We start from the raw sequence: 13,399 nt of genomic DNA, 5'->3' as shown, positions 1-13,399 counted from the left end.
GGAGAACAAGGGAGAGCCGACCTCGCGATCCTCCCCCGCCAGGGGGAGCTGGCACCGAAGGTGACGGAGGGGGAGGACACGGAACCTACGTTGCCCTTACCTCCCCCTCCGTCTGGCAAGAGCCAGCCACCTCCCCCTTGCGGGGGAGGATTAGCAATCACCGCAAAACCCGCGCCGCCAACCCCGAACAATCCGCATCACTCGCCGTCGGCCCCTGCTTCCCGGTAATCGCCCGCCCGATCGCCTTGAAGATATTCCCCACCGACTTCACCTCGGGCGGGATCGTCACGTGCGGCTGCTCGATCGTCCCGGTCATGTACGCCGACCCTGGCAACCGCAGCAGCGCATGCTGTTTCGGCGTGCCCGTCAGCCGGATGTTCAGCGTCTCCCCCGGAAACACCACGCTCCCGGTTCCGCGCAACTGACTGGCCGTCGTATCGACGATCATCGGATCGACCCGCCCTTGCCCCCGCGTCACGTCGAGCTTCAACACCACGCACCGCAACCCCGCCCGCTCGCCATCCTTCGCCAGCAGCGCGCGCGCGGCGTCAAACCCCAGCGCGGCGGCGATCCCCTGCGGCAACTGGCCATCGCGCGCGACGAACCCGATCGTCCCGTTCGACCGCCCGACAGCCGCACGAATCGTCTCGCCCGGTCCCTTCAGCCGCACCCGCGCACTTACGTTTCCACTGAAATCACCACCGCCGCCCGCCAGCGCCTGGACGCTGCTGCCCCGTAGCCGCAGGTCGATATCGACGGTCGGCACCTTCCGGTCGCCGCGCTGGTCGACCGTCACCTTGCCGGTGACGTTGCCGTGCGACAGCCGCGCGACGAGGTCGCTCAACGTGAGGAGCTGATGATCGATCGCCAGCACGCCCTTGGCGGAGAGGATAGGCGACGCGCCCTTGCCGCTGACGATACGCCCGATCCGAAATCCCATTCGCGCGTCGGTCGTATCGATCTTGCTGATGTCGATCCGCGTGTTCGGCACCAGCCGCGGCCCGATCCGCCGTTCCAGCGCGGCGCCCTCGGCCTTGCCCTCGTCCGACGCCAGATCGCCGAAATCGAACTGCCGCGAGACGATGGCGCCATCGACCTTGCTGCGCCCCGCCTGCTTATCGACCGTCACGTGGCCTGCAAAATCCGAGCGCCCGACCACGCCCTTCAACTGCGTAACGGTCCATTTCGGCTGGTCGTGCCGGACGTGCGCGCTGAACGACACCGGCTGCGTGCGGAACAGTCCCGCCTCGGTCACCGCGTCGATCAGCTTCAGATCGGTCGCGCGCGCCGTCACGTCGAGGCTCATCGCGTCGGTATCGAGCGGCCGGTCCATCAGCCCCTTGGCGGCAATCGAAAGAGCATCGCCATCGATTGACGCGGTGAACGGCCAGGGCTTGCCTTGGAACTTCTCCACCGACGGCCCCGCGACCGCGATCCGCACCGCCGCCCCGCGGATCGTCCCCGATCCGTTCGCGCGGATACCATGCACCGGATCCGACACGAACCGCGCGGTGACGAAACGGTCCTGCTTGTCGTCGCGATACTCGATCACGCTGTCACTGATCGTCAGCCCGTCGAGATCGGTCGAACTGCCGCCGCCCTTCGGCTTGCCCGGCCGCTCCCAGTTGGTCCGGCCGTCCTTGTCGCGCACCAGCACCAGACGCAGCCCGCGCGCCTTCACGTCGCGCGGCCCGAACGCGCCCTTTAGCAGGCCCATGCCAGAGAACGTCGCTTCGGCCTCGCGCAGCTGAACGAAGTCGCCTTTGCCCGCCCATGCCGCCTGCGGGATGCGCACGTTCGTGATCCGGATCGTGGGGTTAAAGCCGAACGCGTCGACCCGCTCGATCCCGCCGATCGTCACGGGTCGCCCGAACCGCGCGGTCAGCTGCCGCTCGATCACGCCCTTCAGCGATCCCCACGGAAACGCGGCAAGCCCCACCAGCCCCAGCACGAGCACGCTCGCGACAACAATGCCGGTGACTTTAACCCAACGTTTCTCGAAGAATCCCCTCATCATAGCGGCGACGCGCCGCCGGGGAAATCGTTCCGCCTGCGTCAGGACCGCTGCCGCAGATTACATCCATTCGCCCTAGCCATTGCACAACCCCGGCGGAGGCCGGGGGCCAACTGGGCAACGTCGCTAAAGACGGACAGCGCCACGTTACGACCACCTTTCCACTTGGGCCCCGGCCTCCGCCGGGGTGGTAAGGTGCGGTAAGCCCCTCAGAAATCGATCGCCATGCCCTTCAGCTCCCAATCGCCATAGCGCGTAGGATCGCGCGGTTCGGGGTCCTTGTCCGGCACGATCGCCTCGGGCTTCGGCACCGGCGTATTCTTCGCAAGATATTCTGGCGGCTTCAGATGATCGGGGCGCTGGCCCATCGCGGCTCTCCGGATTTGCGTGTTGGCGTCGTAACCGCCACATGGGCCCTGTCGCGCCGCTTTGCCACAAGCCGCGCGCCAAACCGAACGCGAAGGACCTTTGATGCCTGATTATACCCACGCCCCCGAGCCGCTCGGCGTCCCGACCCGCCGCGCCGCGCTCCGCCTGCTCGACGCCGTTCTGCGTCGCGGCGAGTCGCTCGAATCCGCGCTCCCCGCTGCAACGCGCGCGATTCACGGCCCAGACCGTGGCCTCGCGCATGCGATCGCGGCCGAGACGCTCCGCCGCCTTCCCGATCTCGACGCGATGATCGATTCGGTCACCAAGACGAACCTGCCCGACGATGCGAAGGCGCGCATGGCGCTGCGGATCGCGCTGGTCCAGGTGCTGATCCTCGGCACCCCCTCGCACGCCGCGATCTCGACCGTGCTGCCGCTGGTCGACGGCGGTCCCCGGAAACTGGTCCACGGCGTGTTCGGCACGCTGTTCCGTGCCAACATGCTGCTCCCCGAAGTGCCGACGCTGCCGGCCCCCGTCGAACTGCGCTGGGAAGCCGCGTGGGGCGAGGAGATGGTCGACGCCGCCGGCCGCGCGATCGCGCAGGTGCCGCCGCTCGACCTGACGATCGCCGACCCGTCCGAGACCGAAGGCTGGCGCGAGAAACTCGGCGGCGAAAGCTTCATGCCCGGGCATCTGCGCCTAGGTGACCACGACTCCGTCCCCGATATGGCCGGCTTTGGCGACGGCGCCTGGTGGGTGCAGGACATCGCCGCCTCGCTGCCCGCGCGGTTGCTCGGGAAAGGGGAGGGCCACGTCCTCGATCTCTGCGCAGCCCCCGGCGGCAAGACGCTCCAACTCGCGAGCGCCGGGTGGACCGTCACCTCGGTCGACAATTCGCAGAGCCGCATCAAGCGCCTGCGCGAGAACCTGTATCGCACGCATTTGAAGGCCGAGGTCGTCAATGCCGACATCCTCGAATGGGCGCCGAGCGAACCCGCCGACGCGATCCTGATCGACGCGCCGTGCAGCGCGACGGGAATCTTCCGCCGCCACCCCGACGTCCTCCACCGCGTCCGCCCCTCGATCATCGCCGAGACCGCGGCGTTGCAGTCGCGGATCTTCGCGAGGGCGGCGGACTGGGTGAAGCCGGGTGGGACTTTGGTGTACGCCACCTGCTCGCTCGAGCCGTCGGAAGGCGAAGCGCAGCTCGACGCGTTCCTCGCCGCCCGCAGCGACTACACGATCGCTCCGGTAGACCAGTCGGAACTTCCCGCCGGTATCACGCCGACGGAAGCTGGCACCATCCGCACGCTCCCCGGCATGCTCGCCGACCAAGGCGGCTGCGACGGCTTCTTCATCACCCGCCTCAAGCGCGCGTAACCAATCCTCCCCCGCCAGGGGGAGGTGGCTGGCACTTGCCAGACGGAGGGGGAGGAAAGGGTAACCGAGGTTGCGAGTTCCTCCCCCTCCGTCACCTTCGGCGACACCTCCCCCTTGCGGGGGAGGATTGAAAGACTTCGCACCGCACGAATCCCTCGCTAGGACAATTTTCATGCAACCCGTCCGCATCGCCCCCTCGATCCTCTCCGCCGACTTCGCCAAACTCGGCGAGGAAGTCCGTGCCATCGACGCGGCCGGCGCCGACTGGATCCACATCGACGTGATGGACGGCCATTTCGTCCCCAACATCTCGTTCGGCCCCGCGGTCATGAAGTCGGTCCGCGGCGTCACCACCAAGCCGTTCGACGTCCACCTGATGATCTCCCCCGTCGACGCGTATCTCGACGCGTTCGCGGAGGCCGGCGCCGACTGCATCACCGTGCATTACGAAGCCGGCCCGCACATCCACCGCTCGCTCCAACACATCAAGGGCCTCGGCAAGCGCGCTGGCGTCGTGATCTGCCCCGGCACCCCGGCGAAGATGCTCGACTACCTTATGGACATGGTCGACCTCGTGCTGGTGATGAGCGTCAACCCCGGCTTCGGCGGCCAGAGCTTCATCCCGAGCCAGCTCAAGAAGATCTCGGCGATCCGCACGATGATCGAGAAGAGCGGCCGCGCGATCGATCTCGAAGTCGATGGCGGCGTCGATGCGGAATGGGCCAAACGCTGCATCGACGCCGGCGCGGACGCGCTGGTCGCGGGTACCTCGGTCTTCCGCGGCGGCCCCAACCACTACGCCGCCAACATCGCCGCGTTGCGGGGGTGAACGAGCCGCGTGATCCCGTGACCGATCCCGCCCCCGACGGGATCGACGAAGGCCGCCGCCTGATCCGTCTCGGCGGCGACAAGGGGCTGTCGCTCGCCGATCGCCTGGCCGAGCGCTTCCACCGCCTGACGTGGCGCACCCCGCTCCATACGCTGCGCCTCAAGGGCCGTTACCCGCTGAAGCTGATCGCGGTCCCCGACGACCCCATCCTCGGCGATATTCCGCGCGGCACGATGCTGCTGGAGGGCGTCCTGTCGTTCCGCGGCGAGGCGCGGGATATCGAGACGCTCGATCTTTCGAAGCCACTGCCGAAACCGTTCGCCGAATATCTCCACAGTTTCGCGTGGCTACGCGATCTCTCGACCGTCGCGACCCGCGCGCGGGGCGCCCCGATCGCCGAGTACCTCATGGGCCTCTGGCTGACCGCGCACGCCGACACGCAAGGCGGGATCGCATGGCGCCCTGACATGTGGGGCCGCCGCATCCTCGCCTGGACCGCGCACGCGCCGCTGATCCTGTCGTCGTCCGACCAGATCTATCGCTCGAAGGTGCTCAACGCGCTCGCAAAGGGCGCCCTCCACCTCGATCGCAATGCCGACAAGGCCCCAGCCGGCGCCCCGCGCATCGCCGCGTGGTGCGGAGTCGTCGCGGCGGGCCTGCTGATCCCCGGCGGCGAACCGCGCCAGGCATTTGGTGAGGCAGGCTTGCTCCGCGCGCTCGGCACCGGCCTGTTCGACGACGGCGGTTCGGTCTCGCGCAGCCCGGCGATGCTGCTCGATTCGATCCAGCTGCTCACGCTGCTCCAGGAAAGCTACGCCGCCCGCAGCGCCGAACTCCCCGAGACGGTCGCGGTCACGCTCACCCGGATGGTCGCGGCGCTGCTCGGCGTCGCGCACGCCGACCGCGGCCTGTCGAGCTGGCAGGGTGGCGGTCCGGCCAGCGAAACGCAGGTCGCCGCGGTCGTCGAAGCCAGCGGCGTCCGCACCCGCCCGCTTCGCCAGGCGCGCGACTGGGGCTATCAACGCCTCGCCGCCGGCACCGCGGTGCTAATCGTCGACGCCGCCCCGCCGCCGATCGCGCGCCTCGTCGAAGGCGGTTGCGCGTCGACGCTGGCGTTCGAATTCTCGGACGGCCCGGCACGGATCGTCGTCAACTGCGGCGGCGCACGCGCCGGCATCTCCCAGCTCCCGCCCGCGATGGTCGAGGGCCTGCGCTCGACGGCCGCCCACTCCACGCTGACGATTGCCGACAGCAACTCGACCGCGATCCTCGCCGACGGCACGCTCGGTCGCGGCGTCGGCGAAGTCGAGCTCAGCCGCCAGGAATCGGACGCCGCCAGTCGGATCGAGGCAAGCCACGACGGCTATGTCCGCCGCTGGGGCTTCCTCCACCGCCGCCAGCTGATGCTCACCGGCGACGGCCGCGAACTCCGCGGCGAGGACGCGCTGTTGCCGCAAGGTCGCAAACGCCGCGCCGGATTGTCGTTGTTCGCGATCCGCTTCCACCTCGGCGAAGGCGTGCAAGTCTCCCCGACCGCGGACGGGCTCGGCGCGATCCTCCGCCTCCCCGGTGGGCCCTTGTGGCAATTCCGCTGCCGCGGCGGCGCGCTGGTGGTCGAGGACAGCGTCTGGATCGACGCCGACGGCCGCCCGGTTGCGACGCAACAGCTGATGATCACCGGCGAAGCGGCAGCCGGCGGCGCGAGTGTGAGCTGGGCGCTGAAGAAGGCCGTCTGACCGGAGGCCACCCCAGGTGAGATGCACCACCCCGGCGAAGGCCGGGGCCCAGTTGGAAAGGTGGCAATAACGGAGCGTCGTCGCCGGTTAGCAACGCCCCCCAAATGGACCCCGGCCTTCGCCGGGGTGGTGCCATTGTTCGGAATGGCGCGGGATGGCGGCATTCGTGCGTGACCTGCCCCCCTGTTCCCCGACGTCAACCGACGCTAAGGCACCGCCGCACGGCGAACCCCGACGAAAGACCCTCATGACCAGCATCCCGAACACCCTCCCCATTCGGCGCGCGCTCCTGTCCGTCTCCGACAAGACCGGGATCGTCGATCTCGGCAAGGCGCTGGCCAGCCACGCCGTCGAGCTCGTCTCCACCGGCGGCACCGCCACCGCCCTCCGCGCCGCCGGGCTCGAAGTGCGCGACGTGTCGGAACTCACCGGCTTCCCCGAGATGATGGACGGCCGCGTGAAGACGCTCCACCCGATGGTCCACGGTGGCCTGCTCGCGGTCCGCGACGACGCCGGCCACGCCGCGTCGATGGCCGAGCACAAGATCGGCGCGATCGACCTCGTCATCGTCAACCTCTACCCGTTCGAGGCGACCGTCGCGAAGGGCGCCGACCGCGACACCGTGATCGAGAACATCGACATCGGCGGCCCCAGCATGGTGCGTTCGGCGGCCAAGAACCACGCCTATGTCGCGATCGTCACCGACCCCGCCGACTATGCGCTCGTCTCGGGCGGCACGACGACGCTCGAAGATCGCAAGAAGCTCGCAGCAAAGGCCTTCGCCATCACCGCCGCCTATGATTCCGCCATCGCGACCTGGTTTGGCACGGTAGATCAGGCCGAGGAATTCCCCGCCACGCTGCCGATCACGCTCAAGCGCGGCGACACGCTCCGCTACGGCGAAAACCCGCACCAGTCCGCCGCGTTCTATACGGCGACAGGCGACGTCCGCGGCATCGGCCAGGCCCGCCAGCTCCAGGGCAAGGCGCTCAGCTACAACAACCTCAACGACGCCGACGCCGCGCTCGAACTGATCGCCGAATTCCGCGACGCCGCCCCCTCGGTCGTGATCGTCAAGCACGCCAACCCCTGCGGCGTCGCCACCGGCGCCACGCTCGCCGACGCCTATGCCGCAGCGTTCGCCTGCGACACCGTATCCGCATTTGGCGGCATCATCGCCGTCAACCGCACGCTCGACGCCGAGACCGCGCGCCAGATAACCGGCATCTTCACCGAAGTCGTCGTCGCCCCCGACGCCGACGAGGAAGCGATCGCGCTGTTCGCCGCCAAGAAGAACCTACGCCTGCTGCTCACCGGCGACCTCCCCGATCCCGCCCGCCTAGGCTTGACGGCAAAGTCGATCGCCGGCGGCTGGCTCGTCCAGGGTCGCGACAACGGCACGCCCGGCGAGTTGACCGTCGTCACCAAGCGCCAGCCGACCGAGCAGGAGCTGATCGACTGTCGCTTCGCCTGGACGGTGGCCAAGCACACCAAGTCGAACGCGATCGTCTACGCCAAGGACGGCAGCACCGCAGGGATCGGCGCCGGCCAGATGAACCGCCTCGAATCCGCGCGCATCGCTGCGTGGAAGGCGAAGGACGCTGCGGAGAAGGCTGGCTGGTCGACCCCGCGCACGATCGGCTCGGCGGTCGCGTCGGATGCGTTCTTCCCCTTCGCCGACGGTTTGCTCGCGGCGGTCGAAGCGGGCGCGACCGCGGTGATCCAGCCCGGCGGCTCGATCCGCGACGCCGACGTCATCGCCGCGGCGGACGAAGCCGGCCTCGCGATGGTCTTCACCGGCATGCGCCACTTCCGCCACTGAGTTCGAAGACCGCAACGCTTTAACCGTTCCCCCGCGAAAGCGGGGGCCCAGGACCACAAACGGCACCGTTCGTAACCCTCGGCTCCCGCCTTCGCGGGAGAACAGCGCGCGCGGTGAGGTTGCCCATAAAACAGGCACTCGCACCGCACTGCACAAGTTTTAACCCCAAAACGCCCGCTGCCCGCTCGCCGAGCACGCCTCACCCCTCCACACCGCAACTGGCACGCACATTGCGAGGCACCTCCCGTAACAAGGGGAAGGGGCGCGATGAAACTCGTCATTGCCATCATCAAGCCGTTCAAGCTCGACGAGGTGCGCGAAGCGCTCACCACGATCGGCGTGGCGGGCATGACGGTCACCGAGGTCAAGGGGTTCGGCCGTCAGAAGGGCCAGACCGAGATCTATCGGGGGGCCGAATACAGCACCAACATGGTGCCGAAGATCAAGATCGAGGTGGTCTGCGCCGCCAGCCTGTCCGACCGCGTGGTCGAGGCGATCCAGGCATCGGCGAACACCGGTGCGATCGGCGACGGCAAGATCTTCGTGCTCGACGTCGGCCAGGCGGTACGCATCCGCACCGGTGAAACCGACGATTCAGCGCTCTGAGGGGGGACGAGATGAAGCATGATTTGAAGAAGGCCGCGGTCGCGGCTCTAGGGTTCGGCGCGACGATGATTGCCGCCGCACCCGCCTGGGCGCAGGACGTCGCGGCGCCCGTGGCCCCGGTCGTCGCGCCGGTGGTGGCGACCGTGAACAAGGGCGACACCGCCTGGATGATGACGTCGACGCTGCTGGTGTTGATGATGATCGTCCCCGGCCTCGCGCTGTTCTACGGCGGTCTCACCCGGTCGAAGAACATGCTGTCGACGATGACCCAGATCGGTGCGGTCGCGTGTCTCGCGATGCTGTTGTGGGTCATGTACGGCTACACGATGGCGTTCGGCGACGGCGGCGGCGAGTATATCTCGGGCTTCGGCAAGGCGCTGCTCCGCGGCATCACGCCCGACTCGACCGCGGCCACCTTCACCGCGGGCGTCGCAATCCCCGAATATGTCTTCATCTGCTTCCAGATGACGTTCGCCGCGATCACCGTCGCGCTCGTGCTCGGCTCGGTGGTCGAGCGGATGAAATTCTCGGCGGTGATGGTGTTCGCCATCGTCTGGCTGACGATCGTGTATTTCCCGGTCGCGCACATGGTGTGGGCATCGGGCGGCAAGTTCTTCAAGATGGGCGCGCTCGATTTCGCCGGCGGCACCGTCGTCCACATCAACGCCGGTGTTTCGGCGCTGGTCGCGGCGCTGATCCTCGGCAAGCGGATCGGCTATCCCACCGATCGTATGGCGCCGCACTCGCTGACGATGACCGGCATCGGCACCGGGCTGCTCTGGGTCGGCTGGTTCGGCTTCAACGCCGGCTCGGCGCTCGAGGCGAACGGCTCGGCCGGGCTCGCGATGCTCAACACCTTCGTCGCCACCGCCTCGGCTGGCCTCGCCTGGATGCTGGTCGAGCGCGTCAACGGTCACAAGGGCTCGGCGCTCGGCTTCTGCTCGGGCATCATCGCCGGTCTCGTCGCGGTGACCCCTGCTGCGGGCAATTCGGGCCCGTTCGGCGCGATCATCCTCGGCGCGGTCGCCTCGGTGGTCTGCTATTACGCGGTGACGGTCTTGAAGCCGAAGCTCGGCTATGACGATGCGCTTGACGCGTTCGGCATCCACGGCATCGGCGGCATGATCGGCGCGATCGGCACCGGCATCGTCTACTCGCCCGCGTTCGGCGGCCCCGGCAAGCCCGATTTCGACATGGGCCACCAGTTGTTCGTCCAGATCGCGGCGGTCGCCACGACCATCGTCTGGGCGGCGATCGGTACCGTCATCGCGATCTTCATCGCCAAGGCGCTGACCGGCTTGCGGGTCTCCGAGGAAGTCGAGCGCGAAGGCCTCGATCTCGGCGAACACGGCGAACGCGCCTACGACTAGTTCGGTAGCGGGCCACCCGAGCCCGCACCCACGACGTTCCTCCTGCGGACAACCTTGGCTCGGTGTGGCAACACACCGGGCCATTTTTTGGGTTCGATCGAAGTGGTACTTCGATCGAGTTTGTGGGGGGGTAAGGACACCCACCATGTTCTCCCGCGAACGCGGGAGCCCAGGACCAAACAAAGCGACGGCGGTTCAATTCCCCTCCCGCTTGCGGGAGGGGTTAGGGGAGGGGCCGATGTACGTACTGGCGTCCGGTCCATGAGGCTAACCCCTCCCCCGACCCCTCCCGCAAGCGGAAGGGGAGCAGAAGAGCGCCGTCTCCCGCATCGGTCTAGGCGCCAGCACTTCCCCGGCGGAGCCCCGATACGACCAGTGCAAACACACCCAACCCGTTCGTGCTGAGTAGCGACCGAGTAGCTCCGTCAGGAGCGTATCGAGGGCGCGTATCGAAGCATGGGTTCCGTGTGCCGCCCTGTCCTTCGATACGCTGCTTCGACAAGCTCAGCAGCTACTCAGGACGAACGGGGAGCGGGGCTAGAGACGGGGGAGCGCGTAAACCGCGACCCGAGCAAAAGCCCCCGCCTAAACCCGCACGCCCTTCGGCGCCAACCGCCGGATATCGAGCACATCGACCCGCGACAGCATCACCGCGCCGAGCATCTTGTCCCCGGTCTCGACCAGGATCCCCTCGTGCGTCGCGCGCACCGTCCGCCACGCGACCTCGCGCACCGCGAGCCGCTTGCCGACCCGCTTCACCGCCGCGACGCGCCCGTCGTCCGCCACCGCCAGCGCCCCCTGGCCATCCGCGCCGACGACGGCGCCCGCCACCGCGAACCCGTGCAACTGCGTCTGCGCCGCGTCCGCCGCCTCTTCCGGCGTCTCGATCTTGACCACCCGCCGCGCCCGCACGAACGCCCAGGCAACGACGAGACCAACGATCACCAGCACGGCCACGATCGAGCCGCCGATCGCATAGGGCCCGACCAGATAGGGCCCGATCGCAACCGGGCTCATCGCGGCCCTGCGAGCGCGTCCAGCATCGGGCGGATTCCGCGCAGGTCATACCCGGCGTCCTCGGCCTGCGCGAGCAACAGGTTGGGATTCCGCCCCGCCTTCGCCGCCGCCAGCGCCCACAGATTGCAGCTCCGCGTCCCCGACCGGCAATAGGCCAGCACAGGCCCGTCCGAATCCGTCAGCGCCTGCGTCATCGCGTCGATCTGCGGATGCGAGAACCCTGCATGCGTTACCGGGATCGAGACATACTTCAGCCCGGCCGCCTCTGCCGCCGTGCGGATAGCGTCACCCGAAGGCTGTCCCGCGTCCTCGTCGTCCGGCCGATTATTGACGATCGTCTTGAAGCCCGCCGCAGCGATCTCCGCGACCTGCTCGACCGCGATCTGCGGCGCGACCGAAATACTTTCGTTGATTTGCCGTATCATGCGAGCTCGCGGACAACCTGGAGGAAGGCATCCCCATAGGCGTCGAGTTTCCGCGCGCCAATGCCTGATAACAGACTGAGCTCGGCCCGCGACGCCGGCCGCTGCCGCGCAATGTCACGCAACACCGAATCGTGGAAGATCACATACGGCGGAACGCCCGCTTCCTTCGCCAGATCGCGCCGCCGCACGCGCAGCGCCTCGAACAGCGGATCGTCGACCGGGTTCGGTACAGCGCCAACCGCCCCCTTACGCCGCCGCTCCCGCTTGGGCGGCACGACGATCGACACCGCCGCCTCGCCCTTGAGGATCGCCTTAGCCGCCGGCCCGAACTCCAGCCCGCCATGCGGATTGGTCCGAAGCGCATCCTTCAGCATCAGCGCGCGCGACACCGGCTTCAGCAACGCCACCTCGTCGCCCTCGACGATCCCGTATACCGACAGCGCCTCGTGCCCGTTCATCAGGCTGCGTTCCGACGACACCCCCGTCAGGATGCCCTCGATATACCCCACGCCGAACATCTGCCCGGTCCGGAACACCGCCGACAGGAATTTCCGCGCCGTCTCGGTCGCATCCACCGCGTCGACGTTGCCGAGGCAATTGTCGCAGTTCCCGCAATCCTCGAGCCGCTCCTCGCCGAAATGCTTGAGCAGGATGCGCCGCCGACACCCGGCCGTCTCGACCAGCCCGCCCATCGCGGTCAGTCGCTGCCGCTCACCAGCCTGCCGCTCGGGCTCGACCTCGCCGATCCGCTGCCGAGCGCGCGCGAAATCCTCCGCGCCCCAGAACAGGTGCGCAATCGCCGGATCGCCGTCACGCCCCGCGCGGCCCGTTTCCTGATAATAGGCCTCGATCGACTTCGGCAGCCCGGCATGCGCCACGAACCGCACGTCGGGCTTGTCGATCCCCATCCCGAACGCGACCGTGGCGCAGATCACCATGTCCTCGCTCGCGACGAAATCCGCCTGGTTCTTCGCGCGCACCTGCGGATCGAGTCCGGCATGATAGGCCCGCGTCGGCCGCCCGCTCCGCCCTAGCGCCTCCGCCAGCTTTTCGGTCGCCGCCCGCGTTTGCGCATAGACGATCCCCGGCCCCGGGATCTTCTCGAGGATATCGGCGATCTGCCGATTGACGTTGTCGCGCCCCGAAATCGCATAGCGGATGTTCGGCCGGTCGAACCCCGACACGATCAGGCCCTCCTGCGAGATCCCCAGCTGCTCGAGGATATCCGCCCGCGTATGCGCATCGGCAGTCGCCGTCAGCGCCAGCCGCGGCACGTCCGGAAAGCTGTCGAGCAGAGGCCGCAGCAACCGGTAGTCCGGCCGGAAGTCATGCCCCCACTCGCTGACGCAATGCGCCTCGTCGATCGCAAAGAGGCTGATCCGCGCCTGGCTGAGCAGATTGCGGAAGCTCTCGTTCGAAGCCCGCTCCGGCGCGACGTACAGCAGGTCCAGATCGCCCGCGCGGAACCGCGCGATCGTCTCCTCGCGATTGGTATCGACCGAGGTCAGCGTCGCCGCCTTGATCCCGACCGCCGTGGCAGCCCGCAACTGGTCGTGCATCAGCGCGATCAGCGGCGACACGACCACGCACGTCCCCTCCAGCATCGTCGCCGGCAACTGGTAACACAGCGACTTGCCCGCACCCGTCGGCATCACCGCCAGCGTCCGTTGCCCCGCGAGCACCCGGTCGACGACATCGCGCTGCACGCCGCGGAAATCGGGGAAACCGAAGATGCGCTGGAGATCGGGGAGGGGGTCGAGTGCCATTGCCGCCTAGGTAGCGATCCTCGGGGCGATGTCGAGGAGACTGGGGGTGTTATCGCGACGGGGAT

At 68.1% G+C, this 13,399-nt stretch carries 11 protein-coding genes; 6 read left to right on the top strand and 5 right to left on the bottom strand.

The window, feature by feature from the left end; all coding sequences use genetic code 11:
- Positions 1 to 157: 157 nt before the first annotated feature.
- Positions 158 to 2,014 carry an AsmA family protein gene (locus tag O6Y00_RS13255; protein ID WP_353443072.1) on the bottom strand — a complete coding sequence of 619 codons (1,857 nt, stop codon included), beginning with the start codon at positions 2,012 to 2,014 and terminating at the stop codon, positions 158 to 160.
- Positions 2,015 to 2,223: 209 nt separating this feature from the next.
- Entirely contained in the window at positions 2,224 to 2,382 is a 159-nt protein-coding gene (locus tag O6Y00_RS13250) for a DUF1674 domain-containing protein (protein WP_082441494.1), read from the bottom strand.
- Between the two features lie 103 nt (positions 2,383 to 2,485).
- Here O6Y00_RS13250 and O6Y00_RS13245 point away from each other — a divergent pair, with 103 nt between their 5' ends.
- The 6 genes from O6Y00_RS13245 to O6Y00_RS13220 all read left to right on the top strand — a co-directional run bounded on the left by O6Y00_RS13245 (position 2,486) and on the right by O6Y00_RS13220 (position 10,126).
- On the top strand, positions 2,486 to 3,763 hold the full coding sequence (locus O6Y00_RS13245) for an RsmB/NOP family class I SAM-dependent RNA methyltransferase (RefSeq protein ID WP_353443071.1): 1,278 nt from the start codon (positions 2,486 to 2,488) through the stop codon (positions 3,761 to 3,763).
- Between the two features lie 172 nt (positions 3,764 to 3,935).
- Positions 3,936 to 4,592, top strand: coding sequence for a ribulose-phosphate 3-epimerase (gene rpe, locus O6Y00_RS13240; protein WP_353443070.1), 657 nt, complete (start codon positions 3,936 to 3,938; stop codon positions 4,590 to 4,592).
- A gap of 17 nt (positions 4,593 to 4,609) precedes the next feature.
- Positions 4,610 to 6,328, top strand: coding sequence for a heparinase II/III family protein (locus tag O6Y00_RS13235; RefSeq protein ID WP_353443069.1), 1,719 nt, complete (start codon positions 4,610 to 4,612; stop codon positions 6,326 to 6,328).
- A 247-nt stretch (positions 6,329 to 6,575) separates the two neighbouring features.
- The gene (gene purH, locus O6Y00_RS13230) at positions 6,576 to 8,150 is read left to right on the top strand and encodes a bifunctional phosphoribosylaminoimidazolecarboxamide formyltransferase/IMP cyclohydrolase (protein ID WP_353443068.1); all 1,575 of its coding nucleotides are present in this window, start codon (positions 6,576 to 6,578) and stop codon (positions 8,148 to 8,150) included.
- 267 nt (positions 8,151 to 8,417) lie between these two features.
- A complete protein-coding gene (locus O6Y00_RS13225) occupies positions 8,418 to 8,756 on the top strand; it encodes a P-II family nitrogen regulator (RefSeq protein WP_056053652.1) in 339 nt (112 codons plus the stop codon).
- An 11-nt stretch (positions 8,757 to 8,767) separates the two neighbouring features.
- Positions 8,768 to 10,126 (top strand): ammonium transporter, encoded by a 1,359-nt coding sequence (locus O6Y00_RS13220; RefSeq protein WP_353443067.1) that lies wholly within the window; start codon positions 8,768 to 8,770, stop codon positions 10,124 to 10,126.
- Between the two features lie 585 nt (positions 10,127 to 10,711).
- On the opposite strand, the gene O6Y00_RS13215 is transcribed toward O6Y00_RS13220, so the two are convergent.
- The 3 genes from O6Y00_RS13215 to recQ are packed head-to-tail and all read right to left on the bottom strand — an operon-like array spanning position 10,712 to position 13,334.
- Complete coding sequence (locus O6Y00_RS13215) at positions 10,712 to 11,143, bottom strand: hypothetical protein (RefSeq protein WP_353443066.1); 432 nt, start codon at positions 11,141 to 11,143, stop codon at positions 10,712 to 10,714.
- A complete protein-coding gene (locus O6Y00_RS13210) occupies positions 11,140 to 11,568 on the bottom strand; it encodes a TIGR01244 family sulfur transferase (protein WP_353443065.1) in 429 nt (142 codons plus the stop codon). Before O6Y00_RS13210 ends, O6Y00_RS13215 begins: the two co-directional genes overlap by 4 nt.
- Positions 11,565 to 13,334: a DNA helicase RecQ gene (gene recQ, locus O6Y00_RS13205; RefSeq protein ID WP_353443064.1), complete on the bottom strand. Its 1,770-nt coding sequence runs from the start codon at positions 13,332 to 13,334 to the stop codon at positions 11,565 to 11,567. Before recQ ends, O6Y00_RS13210 begins: the two co-directional genes overlap by 4 nt.
- Positions 13,335 to 13,399: the final 65 nt, after the last annotated feature.

This window comes from Sphingomonas faeni (assembly GCF_040407565.1).
GTDB classification, from domain to species: Bacteria; Pseudomonadota; Alphaproteobacteria; order Sphingomonadales; family Sphingomonadaceae; genus Sphingomonas; species Sphingomonas faeni_F.
The sequence above is the reverse complement of the archived record's forward strand: the minus strand, read 5'-3'. Positions and strand labels throughout refer to the sequence as shown.